A 25,687-nucleotide genomic window follows, 5' to 3' on the forward strand; every position below is an offset into this window, starting at 1 on the left:
AAGCGCTCCGTCATCGGCTCAACGCGTTGCGAGTGCCGGCGGAATCGCTTACCGATGAAAATAGTCGGGCAGGCGAAAGCCGTCAAAAGCATGATTATCGAGAATCGCATGGCGGAATTCATCCGACTGGTAAGCGGCCACGATATCGGCCGTCGCGCGTGAATTGCGGTTGGTCGCCTTCACGACGACCTGATTCACATAGGGCGATGTCATCTGCTCCAGCGCCAGCGCGTCGACGAGGCGATGACCGCTCGCAATCGCGAAGTTGCCCTGGATCGCCGCATAGTCGACATCCTCGAGCGCGCGCGGCGCCTGGGCGGATTCGAGCGGCACAATGCGGATGCCGGCCGGATTCGCGATGACATCGTGCTCGGTCACATCGACAGGATTGGGATTCGGTCGGATGCGAATCCAGCCGATGTTCTGCAGGATCTTCAGCGCACGCTCCATGTTGACGGGATCGTTCGGCACGGCGATCGTCGCACCGCGCTTCACCTCGGCGAGCGAACGATGCTTCGTCGAATAAAGGCCCATCGGCGGCGTCGGCACCTGTACGACAGGGACGAGATCGGTGCCGTTGCGATCGTTGTACGACTTGAGGTACACGCTGTGCTGCATCACATCAGCGGTGATTTCGCCGCTATAGACGGCGTGATTCGCTTCGAGGCCAGTGCTGAATTCAACGTACTGCACTTTGTAGCCCCTGCGTAGCAGTTGCGGCTCGATACCCTGACGAAACTCGTCGGCATACGGGCCGGGAACGAAACCGATACGCAGCGTCTGAAGTGTTGTCGCTGCTGTATCGTCGGCGGCATGTGTTGCGTTGGAGGACAAAAAAAGGATCGCACTGATTGCGATCGTGGCGAGGCGCGTGAAAAGGGTGGGCCTGTGCATCAAGACATTCCTCATCATATTTATTTGATGCCGATTATCGCGAAGCGTGGTTGCCGTGGTCAAAGAACGAATCCATCAATCGATAGCCGTCCTAGTGTTATCGGGGTCGCTGCCTGCTGCACGTATCGAACGTGCGCACGCCATTTCCGCCACACGAATAACGTAAGCGCAAATCCGTTGTTACTCGAGCGAAGGCGCGTCTCTATACTCGAACGCTTGTCTGCCGTCGAAGCTTCGCTGTCCGGTGCGCGTGCCGGCCTGCATGTCACGAAACGAGGAACAACGAATGTCCGCTCAAGACCTCTCGAATTGCGCCGCGCGTGCACCGCTCCAGGCAGCGCTCGCCGGACTGCCGGCGCTCGCAAAAGCCATCGGCGAAGGCGCCGCGGCGCGCGAGGCACGGCGCGAACTGCCGTTCGATGCCTTCGCGCTTTTCCGGCAATCGGGCCTCGGGCGTTTGCGCCTGCCTATGGAATGGGGAGGCCTCGGCGGCTCTCTCGAAGACGAGTTTCATGTGATTGCCACGCTCGCCGCGCAGGAGAGCAACCTTGCGCACGCGTTGCGCATTCATTTCGACCAGACCGAGACGTTGCTTCTTTCGCCGCGCACACCGTTCAACGAGGCGCAGATCAAGAGGATCGCGGACGGCGCGATTTTCGGCGGCGCATCGACAGAACTCGGGACGTCGCGTCCTGGTGAAATCACGACGCAACTGCGTCGCGACGGCCCACATTTTCGGCTGAGCGGCCGCAAATACTATGCAACGGGCACGGCGTTCTCCGACTTCGCACGCCTGAACCTGCACGATGAGAACGGCAACGCCGTGATCGCCATCGTCCCCGTCAAACGTGAAGGCTTTCGCGTGCTCGACGACTGGGACGGAATGGGTCAGAGGATGACGGCAAGCGGCAGCCTGGAATTCGACAACCTGCTCGTTCGCGAAGAAGAGGTGACGCCTCGCGTGCAGGCGTCACTGGTTGGCCGCCACTGCAGCGCGCTGCGACAGTTGCACCTTGTGGCGGTGGGCGCGGGGATCGTGCGCAACGTGGTGGCGGACGCCAAAAACTACGTGCTGCGGCATGGCCGCCCTGTGCTGCACAGCCCTGCGCCGTCCGCGCGCGAAGACGCGTTCATCCAGCAGGTCATCGGCGAGCTGGCAGCTCACAGCCATACGGTCGACGCACTCGTGCGCGACAACGCCCGCGTGCTGGAGCGCTCTTCGCAGGCGATCCGCAACGGCGATCCCGGTGCGGAAGCGCTCGTGCTCGAAGGCGCACTCGCGACGGCACGCACGCAACTGGTCGTCAGCAAATTGGCGCTGTATGCGGCCGAGCGCATGTTCGAAGCAGGCGGTGCATCGGCAACCTCGCGCGCGCACAACTTCGACCGTCACTGGCGCAACCTGCGTACGATCTTCAGCCACAATCCGCTGACGCATAAAGCGCGCGTGATTGGCGAGTACGAGCTGAACGGCGTGACGACGCATTTGACGGAAGGCCGGGTTTTTTGAAGAAGAACGGTACGCGCGGCGAGGCATCGCAGATGCATAGCGCGCAACCGCATATCGATGTGCCGATTTCTTCGTGGCGGCGGGTGGGCCGGCATTCGACAATATCCGCGTTACGTTCAACCGGGGTTTGCTAGACGATGAGCCGTGTCACGACAGAGGCAGTGCCGCGTCGCCTGCATCTAAACATCAACATCCTTCACTCAGGCTTTGTCCCCTCGGCGTGGCGGCTCGACGATGCGGACCCGCGCGCATTCGTCGACGTGAATCATTACATGCGCGTCGCGCAAATCGCCGAGGAGGGCAAATTCGATGCGGTCTTTCTTGCGGACAACGCGGCGATTGTCGACCAGATCGATTTCCGCCCGATCACTGCGCTCGAGCCGACGGTGCTGCTCGCCAGCATTGCCGCCGCGACAACGCGCATTGGCGTGATCGGGACAGCGTCGACCAGCTACAACGAGCCGTACAACATCGCGCGGCGATTCGCGACGCTCGATCACGTGAGCAATGGGCGTGCGGGATGGAACGTCGTAACGACGGCGGACTTGGCGTCCGCGCGCAACTTCGGCCGCGATGCCGTACCCGGTCACGCGGAGCGCTATCAGCGTGCCGCCGAATTCACCGAGCTCGTGAAGGCGCTTTGGGACAGCTGGGAGGACGATGCGTTCGTGGGCGACAAGGCGGGTGGCCGTTTCGTCGACGTGTCGAAAGTGCATGCCGTTGGGTATCGGGGCCGGTACTTCGATGTGCAAGGGCCGCTCAATTTGCCGCGATCGCCGCAAGGGCATCCCGTCGTGGTGCAGGCGGGCGGCTCGCCGGATGGACGCGATCTGGCCGCACGGCATGCGGAAGCCGTGTTTTCGGCTTCGCAGTCCTTCGATGAATCAGCGGCGTACCGGCGACACCTCAATGCACGCGCTGCTGCATACGGTCGGCAAGGCGTGAAAGTGCTGGCCGGTCTCACGACGATCATTGGCTCGACTGAAGCCGAAGCTGTGCGCCGCCGAGACGAATTGATCGACCAGATTCCATGGCGCTACAGCCTCAACCGCCTGGCCGGCACGCTCGGTATCGACGTGGAGCGGCTGGAGCTCGACGAGCCGTTGCCCGACGATCTCACTCTGCCCGCGGGCGGAAATGGGAACCATACTTTTTTTCACGCGACCATCGCTCAGGCTCGCCGGCATGGCTACACCGTGCGCGAATTGATCCGCTCGCTCGCGGGCGGAACCGGCCATCGTGTGATAGTCGGTACGCCCGAGCAGATCGCGGACGACATCGAGCGATGGTTCAATGGCGGCGCGGCCGACGGCTTCAATCTGATGCCGGATGCTCTGCCGAGCGGCCTGCGCGACTTCGTGGACGGCGTCGTGCCGATCCTTCGGAAACGCGGCATTTTCCGCAGCGAATACGAAGGTACAACGCTGCGCGAACACCTTGGGCTGACGCGTCCCGACCATTCGCAGTCATGGCGCAAGCGCGCCTAGCCCACCCCCGCCGTACCGATGTGCAGGTCGAGCAGAGCTCCCATCGGCACACGCTACCTGAGCGAGCAGCTCACCTAGCGAATCGCCCGCAGGGCCCGCTTCGCGCTCAGCATCATCAACAGGCTCGACAGGGCGTTAAAGACAAAGAGCCCGCTCGGGCCGATGACGGTCATCAGCAGGGAGGCGATAGCGGGGCCGATCAGACCGCCGATCGAAAACAGCAGTAAAAGTGTGGCGGAGACTGCCACGCGCAGGTGGGGTTCGGTGCGGTCGTTGACGTGCGAGACGATCAATCCATATTGCGTGAACGTCACCGCGACAAACGCGAGCATGCCAACCCAAACGACCGCGGGCACATGAAAAACAACGAGCACGAGGCTAAGACCCGCGGATATCTGCGCCGTCGTATAGACGAGCCGCCGCCTGTCGATGCGGTCGGACAGCCGTCCCATCGGCCACTGCGGAATGAGCGCACCGATCAGCGCCACGCCCATGAACGTCGATAGCTCGGAAGTCGAGAAACCCGTGCGCGCGAGGAACACGGGCGTCATCGAATAGAACGTGCTGTAAAGAAAGCCGGCCAGTATGCAGCCCGGTATCGCAAGCGGCGTCGCGTGCGCCATCGAGCGAAGACTGTTGCGCCAGCTATGGGCGGGCAAGCGATCGAGGCTTTCGTCGGCCACGCGGACGGGCCACCCTTCGAACAGCGAAACGGGCATGACCGCGGCGGCGAACAGCGCGGCAACGAGCGAGAACAGGCGGCCGTCGGGACCGTCGCCCAGGTGCAGCAGGAACTGCCCTGTCCCGACCGCCAGATAGTTGAGGCCCGCGTATAAGCCAAAGATTTGTCCCCGGTTCTCGTTGCGGGATGTTCCGCTGAGCCAACTCTCGATCGACGTATACAGTCCCATGAACGCAAAACCGGTCAGCGACCGGATGAGCGCCCATGCCAAGGGCGACTCGAAGACGTTGAACGCCAGTGCAAGGATGGCCACGGCCGCTGAGAAAGCAACGAACGTCCGGTGCTGGCCGATCCTGTCGATGAGCCGGCGGTTGCATACCGCACCGACCACGAATCCGCCGTAGTAGCACGATTGCACCAGCCCGACGACGAACGTCGATACGTCGGCATGCAGCATCCGCAAGGGAATGAGCGTCTGGAAAAGCCCGTTGCCGACAATGAGCAACGCATAACCGCTTAGCAGTCCGGCGAGCGATTGATAGCCGCCGAGCGCTTGGGCGCCGGGCCGGTGTGTCGTCGCGGCGGCGGGTGGCGTTCGCCGCCCGAGAAGCTTGGCCTCGGAGAGTGGCCCGGTTCGCACGGGCTCCTGGGGGGGCAGGTCCGTTTTTTCCCGGCTGGTGCCGGGCTCTGAAAGTGATTCCTCGCGAAACTCTGACATGACACCTTCTTGGTCACCGCCGTCTTTGCGACACCGGGCTTGCTCTGTTCAAGGGGCGTTCGATCCGCACAGCGCGAGGAGACAGCATCTCCCCGGAGCGGGCGCAAAGTCATCAGGATAACGGGCTCTTATCGAGATGGTAAGAGACAGTGAGCGTTCGGCCGCGTATGGGGCGGCTCTCTATCGTCGCGGAAAATGGGGTACGAATTCGTGAGACGAACGGGGGAGGGTAGCCCGACCGAGGTGTGAACGCGGTGCAGCTCGAGGCAGCTCGAGATGTATCACTCGACCTTGATGGGCGAAACGCGCCGTTCGATTGACGGCCGGACGTTGCTGAGCGTGCGCAGCCGGTGGTGGAACGTATGGTATCCGCGGCGTTGCAGGCAGTCCGTGCATTGCCGCGGCGAGGGATTGCTCCTGCCTGACCGATCAGAGCGATTTCGTCAGTTCGGGCACGACTTCGAAGAGGTCGGCCACGAGACCATAATCGGCGACGCCGAAGATGGGCGCTTCCGCATCCTTGTTGATCGCGACGATGACCTTCGAGTCCTTCATGCCCGCCAGATGCTGGATGGCGCCTGAGATGCCCACCGCCACATAGAGTTCGGGCGCCACGATCTTGCCGGTTTGGCCGACCTGCAGATCGTTGGGCGCATAGCCCGAATCCACGGCGGCGCGCGAGGCCCCGATCGCCGCGCCGAGCTTCTCGGCGAGCGGATCGAGTAGCGCGAAGCTCTCCGCACTGCCAAGGCCACGGCCACCCGAAACGACGACGGGCGCCGCCGTCAAATCCGGGCGTTCGTTCGCGGCAATCTCGCGGCGCACGAACGTCGACAAGCCCGTGTCGGCCACGGCGGCGACTTCCTCGAGTTCAGCGTTGCCGCCTTCCTTGGCCGCTGCTTCAAAAGCGGTGGTGCGAATCGTCGCGACCTTGATGGGGTCCGGCGACTGCACGGTCGCAATGACGTTGCCGGCGTAGATCGGGCGCTGGAACGTATCGGCCGAGTCGATCGCGATGACGTCCGAAATCTGCGATGCGTCGAGCTTGGCCGCAACACGCGGTGCCGTGTTCTTGCCCGCGGCCGTGGCGGGAAAGAAGATATGCGAGTAGTCCTTCGCAAGGGCGATCACCTGTGCAGCGAGGTTTTCCGCGAGGCCGTCGGCGAGATGCGGAGCATCGACGAGGACGACCTTGTCCACGCCCTCGATCTTTGTCGCCGCCTCGGCTACGGTGCGCGCGCCGCTGCCCGCGACCAGCACGTGAATGCCGTTCGCCAGCGCACCTGCGGCCGAAATTGCATTGAGCGTCGAGCTCTTCAGTTGGACGTTGTCGTGTTCGGCAATGACGAGGGTAGGCATTCAGATCACCTTTGCTTCGGTTTTCAATTTCTCTACGAGCGCGGCTACGTTCGCAACGAGGGCACCCGCCTTGCGAACCGGCGGCTCGACGACTTTGAGCGTCTTCAGGCGTGGTACCGGGTCGACGCCGAGGTCCGCGGGCTTGATCGTTTCGATCGGCTTCTTCTTCGCCTTCATGATGTTCGGCAGCGTGACGTAGCGCGGCTCGTTCAAGCGAAGATCGGTCGTGATGATGGCCGGAAGACGCAGAGAGACGACCTCGAGTCCGCCGTCCACTTCGCGCGTGACCGTTGCCGTGCCGTCGCCGATCTCGATGTTGCTGGCGAACGTGGCTTGCGGCCAGTCGAGCAGGGCGGCGAGCAGTTGGCCCGTTTGTCCCGCATCGTCATCGATTGCCTGTTTGCCGAGAATCACGAGCTCAGGGCGCTCGCGATCGATGACCGCCTTGAGCAGTTTCGCCACGGAGAGCGGCTGCAGCTCGACATCGGTCTCGACCAGGATGCCCCGGTCGGCGCCGATCGCCAGCGCCGTGCGCAGCGTTTCCTGGCTTTGCGCGACGCCGCACGAGACGGCAACGACCTCCGTCGCCTTCCCCGCTTCTTTGAGGCGGGTCGCCGCTTCCGTGGCTATCTCATCGAACGGGTTCATCGACATTTTTACGTTGCCGATATCGACGCCGCTTTGATCGGATTTGACGCGAACCTTGACGTTGTAATCGACAACGCGCTTGACTGCCGTAATCACCTTCATTGTTGCAATCCCCACTATTTCAATTGTTCATGCGAATGGCGGCAGGCTCGATGACGACGAGCACAGGCGGCCTGATCTCATGGGCTGGCGCTGACGCGCACACGGCAGGCGTGAGCCACAGAGGCCGATCGACCAGATATACGATCATCGCCTGCCCCGGTTCGGCGGTGCCGGCCGTCGAGGTCGGCTGCTCGCTATAGCTGCACGCGCTGTCGAGCGCAACAACGACGGCCGCACAACCGGGCGGAACGATCGTCGCCTCCCGGATCGCAAGAACTTTCGCTCGATACCGGCCAGACGAGCTCATCACGTTCAATACCGTGACCGGCCCATTCATGAGCCCGGCATTCCACGCCGTTCCGCCGTCATACTCGGCGGCCTCGAACGGCTTCAGTACGACGGCCGACGCTTCGTGACGCAGCGTCACGCCGCTGCCGCGCACGACGAAAGAAACGCGCGTGATGCCGTCGAAGCGGGAGTAAGGACCATCGCGCTCGACCTCGGCGAGACTGATTCGCCACGCGCCATCCTTTACCGCGAGAGTTCTCGTGATTCCGCCGCCGTTTCGCCATGGCTCCGCGGGCACCGCGGAGAGCGAACGGATCTCGATGGCAGACATCGTTGGCGTCTCAGGACACAGCGCCCAGGCCGTACTTGCCCGTCAACAATTCGCCCGTCGCGAACCGTTCGATCGAGTACGGCTTCAGCGAAACGTCAGTCGGCAGGCCGAGTGCTTCTTGCGCGAGAACACGGCCAACCGTTGGCGAGAGCTTGAAACCGTGGCCGGAGAACCCATAGCCCAGGACGAGGCCTTCGATGCCGGGAAGCTTGCCGAGCACGGGGTTCCAGTCGGGCGTGACGTCATACACGCCTGTCCAGGACGACGCGATCCCGGCCGTCTCGTATTCGGGGAAGCGTTCCGCCACTTGCGCGCCTACCTCGATTACGTAATCCATCGGAATATCGCCTTGCTCAGTTTCGGCCATGTTGAGCTTCTCACCGACGACGCCTTCGCTGACGAGCATCTGATTGCCGCCATAACTGCGGTAATAGAGCATGCCGGTCGATGCCAGGTCCTTGAAGACGGGCATCGAATAGGTGTACTTGGCGGCTTCACATTCGAGCGCGAGCACGGCGTGGCGCTCGGGCATGAGCGGAAGATCGCGCCCCGTCCAGCCTGCCAGCTCGGGCGTCCAAATGTTCTGCGTGCTGATGACCGTCGAAGTTGTGAAATCGCCGATGTTGGTCGATACCCCGACAACCTTGTCGTTATCGAACAGGATCTTGTTCACCGTGACGTTTTCCCGGACTGTCACGCCGCCGCGCCGCGCGGCACGCGCGAAGCTCGTGGCCACGAGATAGGCATCGGCGAAGCCGGCTTCCGGTTCATAGCCGATGAGCGCCGCATCGTCGAACCGTGCGATCGGCAGCAGTTCCTTCGCCTGCTTGGCATCGAGCAACTCGAGCGGGATGCCTTGATCCTTTTGCTGGGCGAGCGACGCGCGCAGCGGTTCGAGCTTGTCCCCCTCGCTAGCCACGATCATATAGCCGCACTTCACGAGGCCGCATGAGGCTTCGTCGTCGCCGAGGTACGTCGCGAAATCGTTGAACACCTCCCACGATTTGCGGGCGAGCTCGACGTTCTCCTTGACCGAGTAGTGGGTCCGCAGAATGCCCGAGGATTGCGAGGTCGTTCCGGCACCGATGGTTCCCCGGTCGACGACCAGGACGTTCTTCGCGCCCAATTTGGACAGTTGGAAAGCCACCGAGCTGCCAATGACACCGGCGCCAATCACAACAACGTCATAAGTGTTCACGGTCCGTTCCCTTTTCGAGCAAGGCATGGACGAAGTGTGAGGCGAGGAAATCCGGGGCACGAGAATATAAGCGGAATCGATGCTTAGCAGAAGCGAACCTTGCCATCGCGAGGCAAGAGCCGCCGCAGCGAAGGCGGTTCTCGCGCGTTGATGCCTATTCGCGCTTCGCACCCGAACATGTGATATCGGAGGGCGGGTTTGAATGAACCACACTGAAATCTATTCGTTGTCCGAAGGAATAACGATGTGCCAAAACCTCGTTTGGTCGCGCCGCGGGTCGCTGATAGTTTATGCATAGAGTCGGTCTGATGGGCTCACTTTCAACTCACGCTCACGCATTCCATGACATTTTCCCACTTCAACGACGCGCCCATTCTCTCGCGAGGTGCCGATTACGAGCAGGTCGCTTCGCGTTTTCGGCCGATCTTCGATCGTATTGCCGAAGGCGCAATAGAGCGCGAACGCGAACGCACGCTTCCCCATGAGCAAATCGCCTGGCTCAAGCAGGCTGGCTTCGGCGCGGTACGAGTCCCGGCCGAGTACGGTGGTGCCGGTTTGTCGCTGCCGCAACTCGTGCAATTGCTCATCGAGCTCGGCGAAGCGGACACGGCATTGCCGCAGGCACTGCGCGGTCATTTCGCTTTCGTCGAGGATCGTCTCAATGCGCCGGCAAGCGCGAACCGCGACACATGGTTCCGGCGCTTCGTTAACGGTGAAATCTTCGGCAACGCGTGGACGGAGGTTGGAGATGTGGCGATCGGCGACGTCATCACCCGTGTTTCGCGCAACGGAAACGGCTGGGTCGTCAATGGAACGAAGTATTACACGACGGGCAGCATCTTCGCGGACTGGATCGACGTCTATGCGCGCCGCGACCCGGATGGGACGGATGTGATCGCGGCGGTGAGCACGCATCAGCCGGGCGTGAGGACGACCGACGACTGGGACGGATTCGGGCAACGTACGACAGGGAGTGGAACGACGGTATTTGAAGCCGCGCACGTCGACGAAGAGAACATCATCGACTTTTCGACGCGCTTCAAATATCAGACGGCGTTCTATCAACTGGTCCTGCTTGCGACTACCGCTGGAGCGGGGCGCGCAGCGTTGCGCGACATCTCGCGCGAAGTGCGCGAGCGCCGACGCGTCTTCAGTCACGGAAACGCGTCGTCGGTCAGCCAGGACGTGCAGGTTCAACAGGTGGTCGGCCAGGTCGCGGCGCGGGTGTTTGCCGCTGAAGCAACGTCAGTCAGCGCGGCGCAGGCCTCACAGCGGGCCTACGAAGCGCGTTTCGGTGGCGACGAGCGCGAGGAGCGCGACGCGAATATCGCCGCGGAGCTCGATTCCGCAAGAGGTCAGATTGCCGTAGCGTCACTCGTCCTTCAAGCGACAACCGATCTGTTCAATGCGCTCGGCGCCTCCGGGACAAGCGAGTCCAGGCTGCTCGATCGGCATTGGCGCAACGCCCGCACAGTGGCATCGCACAATCCGATCATCTACAAGGAGCGCATCGTCGGCGCGTGGGAAATCAATCGCACGGAGCCGCCATACGTCTGGCAGATCGGCAACGGCAGGTCGAAGTAGGTACCGCCGGGAGCAGCCCATCAATTTTTTTCTGCCTGCGTTCATGACACTTCTTTCTATGGATTGCACGAATACAACGACACCACCATGGAGCGATGTCGTGGAGGCCGTTTCGAACTCGCTCACTGAAACTGCGGCGGCTCGTGACGAGGCCGGGGGGACGGCTCTCAATGAGCGAAATCTTCTACGCAGCAGCGGGCTCCTGAGCCTCACGGTTCCGGCCGACCTCGGCGGGTTGAACGCCGACTGGCGCTCGACGCTCGACGTCGTTCGCCGCTTCGCGCGCGTCGACAGCTCGATCGCACATCTGTTCGCCTTTCATCACCTGTTGCTCGCCACCGCGCGCCTGTTCGGACAACCTGCGCAGTGGCGCCCGTGGCTCGAGCAAACCGTCGAGCACCGCTGGTTCTGGGGTAATGCGCTCAATCCACTCGACAGGGGCACGACGGCAACCACCGGCGAGCCGGCCTCGGGCGGCGGCTATGTCTTTACAGGACGTAAGACGTTTTGCTCGGGGGCGGCCGATTCGGACAGATTGCTCGCGTCGGCATTCGATTCGAACGGACGCCTGCTGATTGCCGTCGTGCCGACTGCGAGAAAAGGCATCTCGGTCATCGACGACTGGGACAACATGGGCCAGCGTCAAACAGACAGCGGAACGGTCGTTTTTGAGAATGTCGAAATCGAGCGAGGCGAACTGCTGCTCGACCCGGGGCCGTTATCGACACCGTTTGCCTGCCTGCGGCCGCTGCTCGCCCAACTGATTCTCGCGAATATCTATCTGGGGCTGGGCGTGGGTGCCTTGCATGAGGCTCGCGAATTCACGCTGAAGAACGGGCGAGCCTGGGTCGCATCGCCGGCCCCCAGTGTTCGCGAGGATCAATATGTGCTTGCGCATTACGGCGATCTCTGGCTCGCCCTCGAAGGTGCCCGGCTACTGGCCGATCGGGCTGCCGATCTCTTTGACGAAGCATGGCAACGCGGCACCGCGCTGACGGGAAGCGAACGCGGCAAGGTTGCTATCGCCGTGGCGGCCGCGAAGGTGTCGGCGGCGCGGGCGGGGCTCGACGTTGCGAATCGAATGTTCGAAGTCACGGGCCCGCGTGCGACCACAGCCCGGCTGAGGTTCGATCGGTACTGGCGCAACGTGCGTGTCCATACGCTTCATGACCCGCTCGACTACAAGGTGCGCGAGCTCGGCGACTGGGCGCTCAACGAGCGGTTCCCCACGCCGTCCTTCTATTCCTGACATCGCTCGTTTCACTCGAAATCAACGTATTTCACAATTTTAGGAGTCCCAATTATGAGCAGTAAGTTGAACGTCGTTGCCGTCTCGGGCGGGCTGCAACGCCCCTCGCGCACCTTGGTGCTGACGAAGGCACTGTTGCGTACACTCGGCAAGGCGCTACCGATCGAGACTCATCTGATCGAGCTTGGCGAGATTGCTCCTCAGCTTGCAGGGGCGGTGTACCGGACACAGCTCCCGGCGGACATCGAAGCGAAAATACGCCTGATTGAATCCGCGGATCTGCTCGTCGTGGCGAGTCCTGTTTTCCGCGCCTCGTACACGGGTCTTTTCAAGCATCTCTTCGATTTCGTCCATCATGAAGCGCTGATCGACGTGCCCGTCCTGCTGGCAGCGACGGGCGGCAGCGACCGGCATGCGCTCGTCATCGATCATCAACTGCGTCCGCTTTTCAGCTTCTTCCAGGCGCGCACCCTGCCCATCGGCGTCTATGCATCCGAGCAGGACTTCAGCGGCTACGACATCGGCAGCGATGCATTGCTCGAACGCATCGACCTCGCGGTGACGCGAGCATTGCCGATCGCGCTCGCGGCTCGTTCCGCGGATACGTCGCGCGAGGCGACGTCACTCGCCGCGTAAGTGCCTTTCTCTTGACTCTAGATCAGCGGGACATTTTCATGAGCAACAACACATCTTCTGGCGATGCCGTCAAATTCGCCTACTGGGTGCCGAACGTGAGTGGCGGCCTCGTCGTCAGCACGATCGAGCAGCGCACGGATTGGAGCCTCGAATACAACCAGAAGCTCGCGCAAACGGCGGAGCGTGCGGGATTCGAGTATGCATTGAGCCAGATCCGTTTCACGGCGGGCTACGGCGCTGAATACCAGCACGAGTCGGTTTCTTTCAGCCAGGCGCTGTTGCATGCCACGACGAAATTGAAGGTGCTCGCGGCCATTCTTCCAGGCCCGTGGAACCCGGCCGTCGTGGCGAAGCAGCTCGCCACGATCGACCATATTTCTGACGGGCGCATCGCGATCAATGTCGTCAGCGGCTGGTTCAAGGACGAATTCACCGCGATCGGGGAGCCTTGGCTCGAGCATGACGAGCGCTATCGCCGCTCGAAGGAGTTCATCCAGGCGCTCAAGGGCATCTGGACGCAGGACAACTTCACTTTTAGGGGCGACTTCTATCGGTTCACGAACTACACGCTGAGTCCGAAGCCCGTGCAGAAGCCTCATCCCGAAATCTTTCAAGGGGGAAGCTCGCGCGCCGCACGCGACAACGCGGCGAGTGTCTCGGACTGGTACTTCACGAACGGCAATACGCCGGAGAACCTGAAGGCGCAAATCGACGACATCAAGGCCAAGGCGGCTAAAAACAATCACCAGGTGCGTATCGGCGTGAACGCGTTCATCATCGCGCGCGATACCGAAGTGGAAGCGAAGGCCGTGCTCGATGACATCATCGAAAACGCACACATCGAAGCGGTCAACGCATTCGGCGACGCGGTAAAGCAGGCGGGCAAAGCATCGCCGGAAGGGGAAGGCAACTGGGCGAAATCGACGTTCGAGGACTTGGTCCAGTACAACGACGGCTTCCGCACGAATCTTATCGGCACGCCCGAGCAGATCGCGGAACGGATCGTCGAGTTGAAGTCCATCGGCGTAGATCTCGTCCTCGCGGGCTTCCTGCACTTCGTCGAGGAAGTCGAGTATTTCGGCAACAAGGTGCTGCCGCTCGTGCGCGAGCTGGAAGGACGTCAGCGCGAGAAGGCCGCGGCTTGAGGCGGACCGCCGCTCGCCCGTCGGCGGCATCACGCTGCCGCGACGCGTTTCGCCATTCCAGCCATTCCTTCACCTAACGGATCTCCGATGAAGCTCTCAACCCCGACGAACGCGCGGCCGTTGCTGTCGCTCGATCGTATCTCGCTGTCGTTCAACGGCGTGCCGGCCGTGACCGACATCAGCTTTGACGTCGTCGCCGGTCGCATCAGCGCGCTGATCGGTCCGAACGGCGCGGGCAAGAGCTCGCTGCTGAATGTGATCAGCGGCATCTATCGGCCGCAACACGGGACGCTGCGTTTCGACGGCCGCGAATACCGGCGTATCACCCCGTACGCCGCGGCGCGCGCGGGAATCGGCCGCACGTTCCAGAATATCGCGCTGTTTGCGCGGATGAGTGTCTTCGACAACGTGTTGACCGGGCGCAGCCTTCACCGGCGGGGCGGATGGCTTGCACAGACGCTCGGCATGCCCGCCGCCCGCCGCGATGATGCCGAGCAACGCGGATACGCGGAAGCGGTGCTCGATGCGCTCGATCTGCAGCGCTATCGCGAGACCGAGGTTGGCACGCTGCCGTACGGCATCCGCAAGCGCGTCGAGCTCGCACGCGCGCTGGCCGGCGCACCCCGGCTGCTGCTGCTCGACGAGCCAATGGCCGGCATGAACGCGGAAGAAAAGCGCGCAATGGCTGGTTACATCCGCGACGCCAATGCGCGTTTCGGCGTGACCGTGGTGCTGATCGAGCATGACATCGGCGTCGTGATGAGCTTGTCCGACCACGTCATCGTGCTCGACTACGGACGCAAGATCGCCGATGGCGCGCCGGCACAAGTGCGCGCGAACCCTGACGTGCTGGCCGCTTACCTCGGCACGCAACATTGAGGGACCGCGTCATGACGTTCTTCACCGAAGTGCTCGTGGGCGGACTGCTTGCCGGCGTCATGTATTCGCTTGTCGCGATCGGCTTCGTGCTGATCTACAAGGCGTCGGGCGTGTTCAATTTTTCTCAGGGCGCGCTCGTGCTGTTCGGCGCGCTCACGTTCGTGAGCCTGATCGAGCGGCACGTCGCACCATGGCTTGCATTCGCTCTCACGCTCATTGCATTGTCATCGATCGCGCTGGCGATCGGCCAATGGGTGCTGAAGCCGCTCGTCAATCGGCCACCCATCGTGCTGTTCATGGCGACACTCGGGCTGAGCCTGATTCTCGAAGGCGCGGCCCAACTGCTGTGGGGCGCGCAGGTTCATGGTCTCGATCTCGGTATCGATGACCGGCCGCTCGCCATCGGCGGCGTGATGGTCAGCCAGTTCGACCTTTTTGCCGCCGGCTCCGCGGCGGTGCTCGTGGCCGGACTCTCGCTGCTGACGCGTTTTACGCGCTTTGGGCTGTCGCTGCGGGCGGTCGCTGATGATCCCGTAGCAGCGCTCGCTGTCGGTATCCGGCTTCCGCGCATTTGGGCAGCGGTGTGGGCGCTCGCCGGCTTCACGAGCCTCGTTGCCGGACTGCTGTGGGGCGCGCGGCTCGGCGTCCAATTCTCGCTGTCCCTCGTCGTATTGAAGGCGCTGCCGGTGCTCATCATCGGCGGCTTCTCGTCGATCGGCGGTGCCATCGTGGCTGGCCTGCTGGTCGGGCCGGCCGAAAAACTCGCCGAAGTTTACGTCGGCACGGCGATCGGTGGGGGAATCGAGAACTGGTTTCCGTACGTGCTCGCGATGCTTTTCCTGCTGATCCGGCCGGCGGGCCTGTTCGGCGAAACCCCGGTCGAACGTGTGTGAGGAGCCGATGTCGTCGATTCAGATTGAACCACTATCCACGCGCCCCGAGTTCGCCCGCAGGTCCTGGCCGGGCCGCGCGCTTTTGGCCCTGGCGGTCGCCGTGCTCATTGCGCTTGCTCGCGTTGGCAGCGACTACTGGCTAAGCGCGATCCTCGTGCCGTTCCTGATCCTGTCGCTCGCCGCGCTGGGGCTCAATCTCGCGACCGGCTACGCGGGGCAGCTATCGCTCGGCTCGGCCGCGTTCATGTCTGTGGGCGCGTATACGGCATACAACTTCGCGGTGCGCGTACCGGCGCTGCCGTTCGCGATCGATCTCACTTTCAGCGCGCTCGCTGCCGCCGCGGTAGGAACGGTGTTCGGGCTGCCGAGCCTGCGAATCAGGGGCTTTTACCTGATTGTCTCGACGCTCGCCGCGCAGTTTTTTATCGAATGGCTCTTTACACGCGTGAGCTGGTTCTCGAACGACGATGCATCGGGCGTGCTGAGCGCGCCGGCCGTGACGGTCTTGGGCCATCGGATCGACACGCCGGGCACTCGCTATCTGCTGGTCCTCGCTGTCGTGGCCGCAACGTTCGCGGCGGCCGCGCGGCTTGTACGCAGCGAGCTCGGGCGACGCTGGATGGCGATCCGCGACATGGAGACGGCCGCCCGCGTGATGGGATTTCGGGTCGGCCAGGACAAGCTGCTCGCGTTCGCGTTCAGTTCGGGCGTGCTCGGCATCGCGGGCGCACTGTGGGCGTTTGCCTATCTCGGGACCGTCGAGCCCCACGGCTTCGACCTGAACCTGTCGTTCCAGGTGCTGTTCATCGTGATCATCGGCGGAATGGGCAGCATTGGCGGCAATTTCCTCGGCGCCGCATTCATCGTACTGCTGCCGATCCTGCTGTCGAATGCGGCGGGATGGTTCGCGCATGTCGGTATCGAGGCCGGCCAACTCCAGAACCTGCAGAAGATCATCTACGGTGTACTCGTCATCGTATTTCTGATCAGGGAACCAGAAGGGCTGGCTCGACTCGCGGGATATGCGCACCGGCGATTGCGCGGCCGGCAAGCAGATGCCTGATCTCCCCAACGTGCTGCATCAGTTTTTCTAAGACAATCAATTAGGAGTTCTAGATACATGAAATCGACAGCACAGTATCGCCGCTGGTTGCAAGCTATCGCGCGGCTGATTGCAGTAGGTGGTGCGGCCGTCTCGCTGATTGCGGGTGGCGTGGGCGCCGCGCAGGCGGCAGGCGAGCAGTATTTCCCGCTGCAGAGCTATCGGGTCGGCCCGTACGCTGCGGGCGGAAGCGGCTTTTTCGGGGGCTTCATCGACTACCTGCAACTGGTCAATTCGCGAGACGGCGGCGTGAATGGCGTCAAGCTCACGTGGAGCGAATGCGAAACAGAGTATGTCGTGGAAAAGGGAGTCGAGTGCTACGAGCGGCTCAAGCATGGATTGAACGGCGCGCCGGCCGCGGCGACGAATCCGCTGTCCGTCGGCATCGCGTACGCGACGATCGACCGCTCGACTGCCGACAGGATTCCGCTCATCACGATCAACCACGGGCGGACGGATTCGACGGACGGCGCCGTGTTCCCATACGTGTTCCCGCTGCAGCTGAATCCCTACAGCGAGGTATCCGCGATCGTCAACTATATCGCGCAACAGTCCGGTGGCCCTGCGGCGCTCAAAGGCAAGAAGATCGTCGTGCTGTACCACGGCTCGCCCTATGGACGCGAGACGATTCCAGTGCTCGACATCCTCGCGAAGAAGTACGGTTTCGAGCTCACGCAGCTCGAGGTCCCGCACCCGGGCAACGAGCAGGGCTCGCAGTGGCTGACGATCCGCAGAATCCATCCTGACTGGGTCATCCTGCGCGGCTGGGGCGTGATGAACCCGGTCGCACTGAAGTCGGCGCAGAAAGTGGGCTACCCCGCCGATCACATCATCGGCAACATCTGGAGCAATTCCGAGGAGGACGTGCGACCGGCAGGCGACGCGGCAAAAGGCTTCATTTCGATCACGACGCATCCGTCCGGTACCGACTTTCCCGTGCTGCAGTCGATCGATCAATATGTGATCAAGCCCGGTAACGGCAACCTGAAAGATCCCGCGCGTTTCGGCACGGTCTACTACAACCTCGGCGTCGTCAACGGCATTCTGAACGTGGAGGCGCTGCGCGTCGCCCAGGCGCACTTTGGCGACAAGCCGCTCACGGGCGAGCAGGTGCGATGGGGCTTCGAGCATCTGAACCTCGACGATGCGCGGCTGAAGCAGCTCGGCGCATATGGGCTGGTGCAGCAACTGAAGCTGTCGTGCGCGGATCATGAGGGCGGTGGTGCCGTGCGGTTCCAGCAGTGGGACGGTGCGCACTGGAAGGTCATCAGTGGCTGGGTGCAGGCCGACCGTGCGCTGCTGCGGCCGATCATCGAGAAGTCGGCAATCGGCTACGCGAAGGAAAAAGGCATTACGCCGCGCGACTGCAGCAAGGAGAGCTGAGCATGGGACACGCGCCGATCTTGCAGGTCGACGATATCGCGGTGATCTACAACCAGCAGGCTTCCGCGCTGGGCGGTGTGTCGCTGACCGTGCCCGATGGTGCGATCGTCGCGCTGCTCGGGGGGAACGGCGCGGGCAAGACCACGACGTTGAAGGCGATCTCGAGCCTGCTGCGCGTCGAGCGCGGCACGCTCGTGCGCGGAATGATCCGCTACCGCGGCAGGGATGTGACCGACGCCGATCCGTGGCGGCTTGCCGAGGAAGGGCTCGTGCAGGTTCTGGAGGGGCGGCGCTGCTTCGCGCACCTGAGCGTCGAGGATAATCTGCGCATCGGCGCGTTCGTGCGCCGGCCGTCCGCGCGGGGGATCGCTGAAGCGCTGGAACGCATCTATACGGTCTTCCCGCGGCTCAAGCTTAGTCGGCGGAAGGCGGCCGGGTACACCTCCGGCGGCGAACAGCAGATGATCGCGATCGGTCGCGCGTTGATGTCCAGGCCATCGCTCGTGCTGCTCGACGAACCGTCAATGGGACTGGCGCCGCAAGTGGTCGAGGAAATCTTCGAGATAGTCGGCAAGCTCAACCGCGACGAAGGGGTGAGCTTTCTGCTGGCCGAGCAGAATGCCGCGGTCGCGCTGCGCCATGCGAAGGCTGCGTACGTGCTCGAAAGCGGGCGAGTCGTCGCGTACGGCACGCCGGAGCAACTGCGTCAGGCCGACGTGCTGCTCGATGCATATCTCGGCGCAGCGGCGGTGGGCGCGCGATACGAAGATATAACGATCTGACGATCGAACAATAGACAATAGACAATAGCCAATATAAAAGCTGAAAACGATCGTTCATCACCGCCTCGCGCGTCGAAGACCCCCGTCCACGACGACGCGAGTGTCGCCGTCTCATAGGCGGGAAAACGCTCCGCGACTTGCGCGCGCGAGCTCGGCGTCATAGCTGAGCGGCATCTCGCCCTGTTCCCGTTCCGCTCATTGAGCGTTTCCCCCAGCACCCTGCCGACACATCCATCTGCCCGCCGCCGTAGCCGCGGAAATGCGCGGCAATTTTGGATTAGGCAAACTTATAACTTGCCCCCGAAATTGCTCATTGTGAGTACGGGCCGATTTTGACCACGCAGCATTCGACATCGTCGCGCGCCATTCGACGAATGCCGCGGACACTGGAGTCACGATGAGACGATCTCAAACGCCGATCGATCTGCGCGCGCTGCAGGCCTTCGTCGCCGTGTGCGAAACGGGCTCGATGACGGGCGCGGCGAAGCAGCTGGGCGTGAGCCAGAGCGCGATCAGCCAAGCGGTGTCGGCGCTCGAGCGCGATCGGGGCATGACGCTGTTCGATCGGGAGAGCCGCCCGCCGCGGCCGAACACCGCGGGGCGCGCGTTGCTCGAGCTCGCGGGTGCGCTGCTCGAGCATGCACAGATGGTCAGCGCGCGGATCGGGGACGCATCGCACGCGGGGACGCTGCCGGTGCGGCTGGGTTGCGTCGATTCGTTCGCGGCGACGGTCGGGCCGGAACTGATTCGCGCGGTGTCGAATTCGGCGCGGCAGATCGCGTTGTGGTCGGGGCTCACACCGGGGCTGTCGAAGCAGTTGCACGACCGGGAGGTCGACCTGGCCGTCTGCACGCAGACGACCCTGAACGACGCGCGCATTGTCGAAGTGCCGCTCTTTTCCGAAGCGTTCGTTGCCGTCGTCGCACGAAGCCATGTCGCTGGCCGTCCGCAGGTCGACTGGCGCACGCTCAACAAGGAGCTGCCGCTGATCCGCTACACGGCGCGCTCGGTGATCGGCCAGCAAGTCGAGCGATTCGCGCGGCACCTCGGCATCGACAGCCCGCGCCGCTACGAATTCGACGCGACTGATCCGCTGCTGAGCCTGGTGGCGGCCCGGCTCGGTTTTGCGATCTCGACGCCGTTGTGTCTATGGCAGGCGCGGCACTATCTGGAGGAGATCGCCGTTCTGCCGCTGCCATCCGGGCGGCTCGGGCAGCGCGACTTCTTCCTGCTGCACCGGCAGGGCGAGTGGGACGATTTCGCGAGCGAAATCGTTACGTTGACGCGAACGGTCATCGATCGCTCGATTCAGCCGGCGCTGGCGCGTGCTTTGCCGCAGCTCCCCGCCGACGCGTTGCGCTAGCGTCACGTGCGGCCGGTATTGCGTCGGATGACCGAGAGTGCGCTGTGCGCGTCGTCGGCTTCATAAGTCGGGCTGATACACCTTCGTAACCCGCATTGCCGTTTCAGTGCGCGTTTGCACCGCATTCACGATTCGGTCGCACCGCGGGCAAGCAGCAACGAGTTGGGCAAGGAGACGAGAAGGACCCTGGTGCGCCGCCGATGTTTATTGCCAGGAACTTTTGATTCTTATCGATAAACGTGGCATGGACGTTGCATCAGAGCTGGATAGTTGACTGGGTCGCGCAGTTCATTCGGCGGCGGGCTGCGAATAGACGAAGATCGACAGGAACTGGATCGGCGTCTTGATCAAGCGTTCGGGGCCATGCGGAATGTCGCCTCGGAACGTGAGCGTGTCCCCGGGATGCAGGATGTATGTCTGCTGGCCATGGCGGTACTCGATCACACCCTTGAGCATGTGGATGAACTCCGTCCCCGGGTGCTCGAAGACGGGAAAGCGCTCCGACTCGTCGTCCATCGTGATGAGAAACGGTTCGAAGAGCTTGCGCGGGCCTTGGTCGTAGGCGAGTAGGTGGTACGTATGGCCGCGCTGCGTGCCCTTGCGGACGACCTCCATGCCGGCGCCCTTCTTGACCAGTTGGGCGCCGCCTTGCGGGACGTCGAAGTTGCGAAAGAGCGCCGACATCGATACGCCGAGGGCCATGGCGATGCGATGGAGCACGTCGAGGCCGGCCGAGGTTTGCGCGTTCTCGATCTTCGAGAGCATGCCGCGGCTGATGCCGGCCTGTTCGGCGACCTGTGCGATGGTCAGTCCGTGGGACTGGCGCAGTTCGCGGATGGTCGTGCCGAGATAGCGTTCGAGCGGTGATTTGCTGTCGTCCGCGGTTTGCATGGGTAAGCCTCGGTAAAGGGTAGCAAGGTTGACAGAGCGCCCCGGTTTGCGCGCCTCGGGAGCGAGCACGATTGCGCGCGGCGGGTTTCCTGACAGGAAATTTCGTTGCATCTTAATAAATATGGCAAGGAGTGACAATGAACCTGAACGATGCGAGCAAGCTGCCGGCCGCCGTGAACGAGCTCGGGAGCGTGCCGCGCTTCGACACGGCTGAAAGCGCGCAGGCTTGGCTCACGCAGCAGGGCGTGAAATACGTGCTGGCGCAGTTCGTCGATATTCACGGCGTGGCGAAGGCGAAATCCGTACCGGTAGCGCATCTGAAGAGCGTACTGACCGCGGGAGCGGGTTTCGCCGGCTTTGCGATCTGGGGAGTCGGGATCGAGCCGAACGGTCCCGACTTCATGGCCGTCGGCGATTTGTCGACGCTTGCGCCTGTGCCCTGGCAGCCCGGCATCGCTCGTATCGCGTGCGATGGCCATGTCGACGGCAAGCCATGGGCGTTCGATTCGCGGGTGACGTTGAAAAAGCAGGTCGCGCGCATGACCGAGCGCGGCTGGACGCTCTACACAGGGCTGGAGCCGGAGTTTTCGCTGCTGCGCCGCTCCACCGCGGGCGTACTGGAGCCGTGCGATCCAAGCGATACCCTCGCGAAGCCGTGCTACGACTACAAAGGCCTCTCGCGTACCCGCGAGTTCCTGGAAAAGCTCACCGAATCGATGCGGGCCGTCGGTATCGACGTCTATCAGATCGACCACGAAGACGGGAACGGCCAGTTCGAGATCAACTACACCTATACGAATTGCCTGACGTCGTGCGATCACTACGTGTTCTTCAAGATGGCCGCGTCTGAGATCGCGAACGAGCTCGGCATGATCTGCTCGTTCATGGCGAAGCCGTTCGCGAACCGCCCGGGCAACGGCATGCACATGCATATGTCGGTCGGCGATGGCGAGCGCAATCTGTTCGCGGACAAAAGCGATCCGCTCGGCATGGGCCTCTCGACGCTCGGCTATCAGTTCACGGCCGGCCTGCTCGCCCACGCGCCGGCGCTGGCCGCGCTCTGCAATCCGACTGTCAATTCGTACAAGCGGCTCGTGGTGGGCCGCTCGCTGACGGGTGCGACGTGGGCGCCCGCCTACATCAGCTACGGCGACAACAATCGCTCGACGATGGTGCGCATGCCGGGCGAGCGCATCGAGCTGCGCCTGCCGGACGGCTCGTGCAATCCGTATCTGGCGACTGCCGCCGTGATCGCGGCCGGGCTCGACGGCATCGAGCGTGAGCTGTCGCCGGGCGCGCCCGCCAACGAGAACCTCTACGACTGGACGCCGCGGCAATTGCGCGAGCACGCGATCGGCGTGCTGCCGCAGAACCTCGAGCAGGCGCTCGACGCGCTCGAAGCCGACCGCCTGATCTGCGATGCGCTCGGTCCCGTCGCCGGCGAATTCCTCAAATTGAAGCGCATGGAGTGGCTCGAGTACATGCGCCACGTATCGGATTGGGAGCTGAAGAGCTACCTCGAATTTTTCTAAGGAGACGCACCATGTGTGGAATCGTAGGTTTGCTGGTCAAGACGCCGGCACTACGTGAACGGCTCGGCGAACTGATGGTGCCGATGCTGATCGGCATGACGGAGCGCGGCCCGGATTCGGCGGGGCTGGCCGTTTTCGGCAAGGCTGTCGATGCGCACCAGCGCAAGCTGAGCCTCTACTCGGGCTTCACGGAAGAGGGTGAGCGCTTTGCCTGGCAGCCGCTCGTCGACGCGCTGAACGCCGCGATGGACGTCACGGCGCGCATCGAAGCGAAAGGCAACCATGCCGTACTGACGCTGCAAGGCAATGTCGATAACGTCAAGCGCTGGCTGCGCGAGCACTATCCGCAGTTGTATCTGCTCTCGACGGGCCGCTCGATCGACCTCTACAAGGACATCGGCTCGCCCGCGCAAGTCGCGCAACGCTATGGCTTCGCGGACATGAAGGGCTCGCATCTGGTCGGGCACACGCGGATGGCGACCGAATCGGCAGTCACGCCGGATCGCGCGCATCCGTTCACGGCGGGCGAGGACTTTTGCCTCGTGCACAACGGATCGCTTTCGAATGCGCATGGTGTCCGGCGCAAGCTCGAACCCGAGGGCATCCACTTCGATACCGACAACGACACGGAAGCGGCGTGCCGCTTTCTCGAGTGGCGTCTGCGCGAAGGCGACGCGTTGCCGGACGCGCTGCAAAAAGGCTTCGAGGAGCTCGACGGGTTCTACACGTTCCTGATGGGCACGACGACGGAACTGGCGCTCATCCGTGATCCGTTCGCCTGCAAGCCCGCCGTGGTTGCGGAGAGCGACGAGTATGTGGCGATCGCGTCGGAATTCCGTTCGCTTGCTCATTTGCCCGATATCAAGAACGCGAAGGTCTTCGAACCCGCCCCCGAGGAGATGTATGTATGGAAAGCGTGACATTCGACCTTGAGCGCTCGCCGGTCAGGGAATTGAACCAGTACCTGCACGGCGATGCCGCCGCGCTCGCCGGCCGGCGCATCAAAGTGAGCTCGCCCAACGGCGCGCACAACATCGCGGTCGGCGTCGATGCCGACGTGAGCATCACGATCGACGGTCATGCCGGCTATTACGCAGGCGGCATGAACCAGCACGCGACGATCGTCATCGAGGGCAGCGCGGGCACCGGGGTCGCCGAAAACATGATGAGCGGCAAGGTGCACGTGAAGGGTTTTGCGTCGAACGGCGCAGGCGCTTCGGCGCATGGCGGATTGCTCGTCATCGATGGCGATGCGGGTCTGCGTTGCGGGATTTCGCTGAAGGGGGGCGACATCGTCGTTGGCGGATCGGTGGGCAGCTTTTCGGCCTTCATGGCGCAAGCGGGACGCATGGTGATCTGCGGAGACGCGGGCGACGCGCTTGGCGACTCGCTTTACGAAGCGGTGCTCTATGTGAAAGGCGAAGTGAAATCGCTCGGGGCGGACGCCCGCTTCGAGCCGATGACCGATGCGGATCTGACGGCCGTCGCCGCGCTGCTCGATGCGGCCGGGCTCCAGCACGATCCGCGTGCATTCAGGCGCATCGCTTCGGCCCGCACGCTCTATCACTGGAACGCTGAAGCCGACCAGGAATACTAAATCACCGAGAAAGCCCTCATGGAAAAAACCGTTCACTTCGCCCGCTTGCAGCAGGAAGAGTCGCAAGGCTACGACCGCAAGACGATCGACTACATCCACGCGGCTGCGCAACGCGGCCTTTATGAAATCCGCGGCCTCGGCGCGAAGCGGCGCGTGCCCCACTTCGACGATCTGCTGTTCTTGGGCGCGTCCCTCTCGCGTTACCCGCTCGAAGGCTATCGCGAGAAATGCACGACCCAGACACTGCTTGGCACACGTTTTGCGAGCAAACCCGTCGCGCTCGATATTCCGATCACGATCGCCGGCATGAGCTTCGGCGCGCTTTCAGCGAATGTGAAGGAAGCGCTGGGCCGTGCGGCGACGGCGGCCGGCACCTCGACGACGACCGGTGATGGTGGCATGACGCAAGAAGAGCGCCGCTCGTCGAAAACGCTCGTCTACCAGTGTCTGCCGTCGCGCTATGGCTTCAATCCGGACGACGTGCGTCGTGCCGATGCGATCGAAGTCGTGATCGGCCAAGGCGCGAAGCCGGGCGGCGGGGGGATGCTGCTCGGGCAGAAGGTGAACCCGCGGGTCGCCGCTATGCGCACGTTGCCCGCGGGGGTGGATCAGCGTTCGGCGAGCCGTCATCCGGACTGGACGGGTCCCGACGATCTCGCGATCAAGATTCAGGAATTGCGCGAAATCACCGATTGGGAAAAGCCGATCTACGTGAAGGTCGGCGCGACGCGCACGTTCAACGACGTGAAGCTCGCGGTGCATGCGGGGGCGGACGTCGTGGTGATCGACGGAATGCAAGGAGGCACCGCGGCGACGCAAACGTGCTTCATCGAGAACGTCGGCATCCCGACGCTGGCCGCGGTGCGGCAGGCCGTCGACGCGCTCGAGGACCTGAATATGAAGGGGCAGGTGCAGTTGATCGTTTCCGGCGGCATCCGCACGGGGGCGGACGTGGCGAAGGCGCTCGCGCTCGGCGCCGATGCCGTGGCGATCGGGCAGGGCGTGCTGATGGCGCTCGGCTGCAACAGCGACACCTATTTCAAGGACGGCGCGCTGCACCCGGCCGCCGCGGAGTACGCAGCGCTCAATACGGCGCCCGGCTTTTGCCACCACTGCCACACGGGTAAGTGCCCGGTCGGCGTGACGACGCAGGACACCGTGCTCGAGCAGCGACTGCAGCCTGAAGAAGGCGCGCGCCGGGTACGTAATTACTTGAAGACGCTGAACATGGAATTGACGACGATCGCACGCGCCTGCGGCAAGCAGAACGTGCATCACCTCGAACCCGAGGATCTCGTGGCGTTGACGGTGGAGGCCGCCGCGATGGCGCGAGTGCCGCTCGCCGGCACCTCGTGGATTCCGGGACTGGCGAACGTTTGAGCACCCCGAGACCTGGCGCGGTGCGCCAGGCACTTCGATCTATGGAGAGTCAGC

23 protein-coding genes are annotated in these 25,687 nt (G+C 63.0%); 16 read left to right on the top strand and 7 right to left on the bottom strand.

Annotation, left to right across the window (positions count from 1 at the left end; genetic code table 11):
- Positions 1 to 48 precede the first annotated feature (48 nt).
- Positions 49 to 894, bottom strand: coding sequence for a MetQ/NlpA family ABC transporter substrate-binding protein (locus tag AB4Y31_RS23755; RefSeq protein WP_368676111.1), 846 nt, complete (start codon positions 892 to 894; stop codon positions 49 to 51).
- A gap of 286 nt (positions 895 to 1,180) precedes the next feature.
- Here AB4Y31_RS23755 and AB4Y31_RS23760 point away from each other — a divergent pair, with 286 nt between their 5' ends.
- Entirely contained in the window at positions 1,181 to 2,404 is a 1,224-nt protein-coding gene (locus tag AB4Y31_RS23760) for an acyl-CoA dehydrogenase family protein (RefSeq protein WP_368676112.1), read from the top strand.
- A 137-nt stretch (positions 2,405 to 2,541) separates the two neighbouring features.
- Positions 2,542 to 3,891 (top strand): LLM class flavin-dependent oxidoreductase, encoded by a 1,350-nt coding sequence (locus tag AB4Y31_RS23765; protein WP_368676113.1) that lies wholly within the window; start codon positions 2,542 to 2,544, stop codon positions 3,889 to 3,891.
- A 74-nt stretch (positions 3,892 to 3,965) separates the two neighbouring features.
- On the opposite strand, the gene AB4Y31_RS23770 is transcribed toward AB4Y31_RS23765, so the two are convergent.
- The 5 genes from AB4Y31_RS23770 to AB4Y31_RS23790 form a co-directional block, all read right to left on the bottom strand.
- Positions 3,966 to 5,291: an MFS transporter gene (locus AB4Y31_RS23770; protein WP_368676114.1), complete on the bottom strand. Its 1,326-nt coding sequence runs from the start codon at positions 5,289 to 5,291 to the stop codon at positions 3,966 to 3,968.
- Positions 5,292 to 5,720: 429 nt separating this feature from the next.
- The gene (locus AB4Y31_RS23775) at positions 5,721 to 6,650 is read right to left on the bottom strand and encodes an electron transfer flavoprotein subunit alpha/FixB family protein (RefSeq protein ID WP_368676115.1); all 930 of its coding nucleotides are present in this window, start codon (positions 6,648 to 6,650) and stop codon (positions 5,721 to 5,723) included.
- A complete protein-coding gene (locus AB4Y31_RS23780; protein ID WP_368676116.1) occupies positions 6,651 to 7,400 on the bottom strand; it encodes an electron transfer flavoprotein subunit beta/FixA family protein in 750 nt (249 codons plus the stop codon). It lies immediately after the preceding gene.
- A gap of 19 nt (positions 7,401 to 7,419) precedes the next feature.
- Positions 7,420 to 8,019: a HutD family protein gene (locus AB4Y31_RS23785; protein ID WP_368676117.1), complete on the bottom strand. Its 600-nt coding sequence runs from the start codon at positions 8,017 to 8,019 to the stop codon at positions 7,420 to 7,422.
- Positions 8,020 to 8,029: 10 nt separating this feature from the next.
- On the bottom strand, positions 8,030 to 9,217 hold the full coding sequence (locus AB4Y31_RS23790) for an NAD(P)/FAD-dependent oxidoreductase (RefSeq protein WP_368676118.1): 1,188 nt from the start codon (positions 9,215 to 9,217) through the stop codon (positions 8,030 to 8,032).
- A gap of 342 nt (positions 9,218 to 9,559) precedes the next feature.
- On the opposite strand from AB4Y31_RS23790, the gene AB4Y31_RS23795 reads away from it, so the two are divergent.
- From AB4Y31_RS23795 to AB4Y31_RS23840, 10 genes are all read left to right on the top strand, one after another.
- Positions 9,560 to 10,801, top strand: a complete 1,242-nt coding sequence (locus tag AB4Y31_RS23795; protein WP_368676119.1) for an acyl-CoA dehydrogenase family protein — start codon at positions 9,560 to 9,562, stop codon at positions 10,799 to 10,801.
- Between the two features lie 58 nt (positions 10,802 to 10,859).
- Complete coding sequence (locus AB4Y31_RS23800; RefSeq protein ID WP_368676581.1) at positions 10,860 to 12,050, top strand: acyl-CoA dehydrogenase family protein; 1,191 nt, start codon at positions 10,860 to 10,862, stop codon at positions 12,048 to 12,050.
- A 54-nt stretch (positions 12,051 to 12,104) separates the two neighbouring features.
- Positions 12,105 to 12,686 carry an FMN reductase gene (msuE, locus tag AB4Y31_RS23805; RefSeq protein WP_368676120.1) on the top strand — a complete coding sequence of 194 codons (582 nt, stop codon included), beginning with the start codon at positions 12,105 to 12,107 and terminating at the stop codon, positions 12,684 to 12,686.
- A gap of 38 nt (positions 12,687 to 12,724) precedes the next feature.
- A complete protein-coding gene (gene sfnG, locus AB4Y31_RS23810; RefSeq protein WP_368676121.1) occupies positions 12,725 to 13,831 on the top strand; it encodes a dimethylsulfone monooxygenase SfnG in 1,107 nt (368 codons plus the stop codon).
- Between the two features lie 87 nt (positions 13,832 to 13,918).
- A complete protein-coding gene (locus tag AB4Y31_RS23815; protein WP_368676122.1) occupies positions 13,919 to 14,710 on the top strand; it encodes an ABC transporter ATP-binding protein in 792 nt (263 codons plus the stop codon).
- 11 nt (positions 14,711 to 14,721) lie between these two features.
- A complete protein-coding gene (locus tag AB4Y31_RS23820; RefSeq protein ID WP_368676123.1) occupies positions 14,722 to 15,603 on the top strand; it encodes a branched-chain amino acid ABC transporter permease in 882 nt (293 codons plus the stop codon).
- 7 nt (positions 15,604 to 15,610) lie between these two features.
- Positions 15,611 to 16,666, top strand: coding sequence for a branched-chain amino acid ABC transporter permease (locus tag AB4Y31_RS23825; RefSeq protein WP_368676124.1), 1,056 nt, complete (start codon positions 15,611 to 15,613; stop codon positions 16,664 to 16,666).
- 57 nt (positions 16,667 to 16,723) lie between these two features.
- On the top strand, positions 16,724 to 18,088 hold the full coding sequence (locus AB4Y31_RS23830; RefSeq protein WP_368676125.1) for an ABC transporter substrate-binding protein: 1,365 nt from the start codon (positions 16,724 to 16,726) through the stop codon (positions 18,086 to 18,088).
- A gap of 2 nt (positions 18,089 to 18,090) precedes the next feature.
- Positions 18,091 to 18,870 (top strand): ABC transporter ATP-binding protein, encoded by a 780-nt coding sequence (locus AB4Y31_RS23835; protein ID WP_368676126.1) that lies wholly within the window; start codon positions 18,091 to 18,093, stop codon positions 18,868 to 18,870.
- 397 nt (positions 18,871 to 19,267) lie between these two features.
- Positions 19,268 to 20,233: a LysR family transcriptional regulator gene (locus AB4Y31_RS23840; RefSeq protein ID WP_368676127.1), complete on the top strand. Its 966-nt coding sequence runs from the start codon at positions 19,268 to 19,270 to the stop codon at positions 20,231 to 20,233.
- A 288-nt stretch (positions 20,234 to 20,521) separates the two neighbouring features.
- Here the strand turns inward: AB4Y31_RS23840 and AB4Y31_RS23845 are convergent, their stop codons facing one another.
- Entirely contained in the window at positions 20,522 to 21,124 is a 603-nt protein-coding gene (locus AB4Y31_RS23845; protein ID WP_368676128.1) for a helix-turn-helix domain-containing protein, read from the bottom strand.
- Between the two features lie 137 nt (positions 21,125 to 21,261).
- Here AB4Y31_RS23845 and glnT point away from each other — a divergent pair, with 137 nt between their 5' ends.
- The 4 genes from glnT to AB4Y31_RS23865 are packed head-to-tail and all read left to right on the top strand — an operon-like array spanning position 21,262 to position 25,633.
- Positions 21,262 to 22,656, top strand: coding sequence for a type III glutamate--ammonia ligase (glnT, locus tag AB4Y31_RS23850; protein WP_368676129.1), 1,395 nt, complete (start codon positions 21,262 to 21,264; stop codon positions 22,654 to 22,656).
- A gap of 11 nt (positions 22,657 to 22,667) precedes the next feature.
- The gene (locus AB4Y31_RS23855) at positions 22,668 to 23,576 is read left to right on the top strand and encodes a class II glutamine amidotransferase (protein WP_102606861.1); all 909 of its coding nucleotides are present in this window, start codon (positions 22,668 to 22,670) and stop codon (positions 23,574 to 23,576) included.
- Positions 23,564 to 24,253, top strand: coding sequence for a protein glxC (locus AB4Y31_RS23860; RefSeq protein WP_368676130.1), 690 nt, complete (start codon positions 23,564 to 23,566; stop codon positions 24,251 to 24,253). The genes AB4Y31_RS23855 and AB4Y31_RS23860 overlap by 13 nt, the downstream gene beginning before the upstream one ends.
- 18 nt (positions 24,254 to 24,271) lie before the next feature.
- Complete coding sequence (locus AB4Y31_RS23865; protein WP_368676131.1) at positions 24,272 to 25,633, top strand: FMN-binding glutamate synthase family protein; 1,362 nt, start codon at positions 24,272 to 24,274, stop codon at positions 25,631 to 25,633.
- Positions 25,634 to 25,687: the final 54 nt, after the last annotated feature.

This window comes from Trinickia sp. EG282A (assembly GCF_040965455.1).
In the GTDB taxonomy this organism is placed as follows: domain Bacteria; phylum Pseudomonadota; class Gammaproteobacteria; order Burkholderiales; family Burkholderiaceae; genus Trinickia; species Trinickia symbiotica.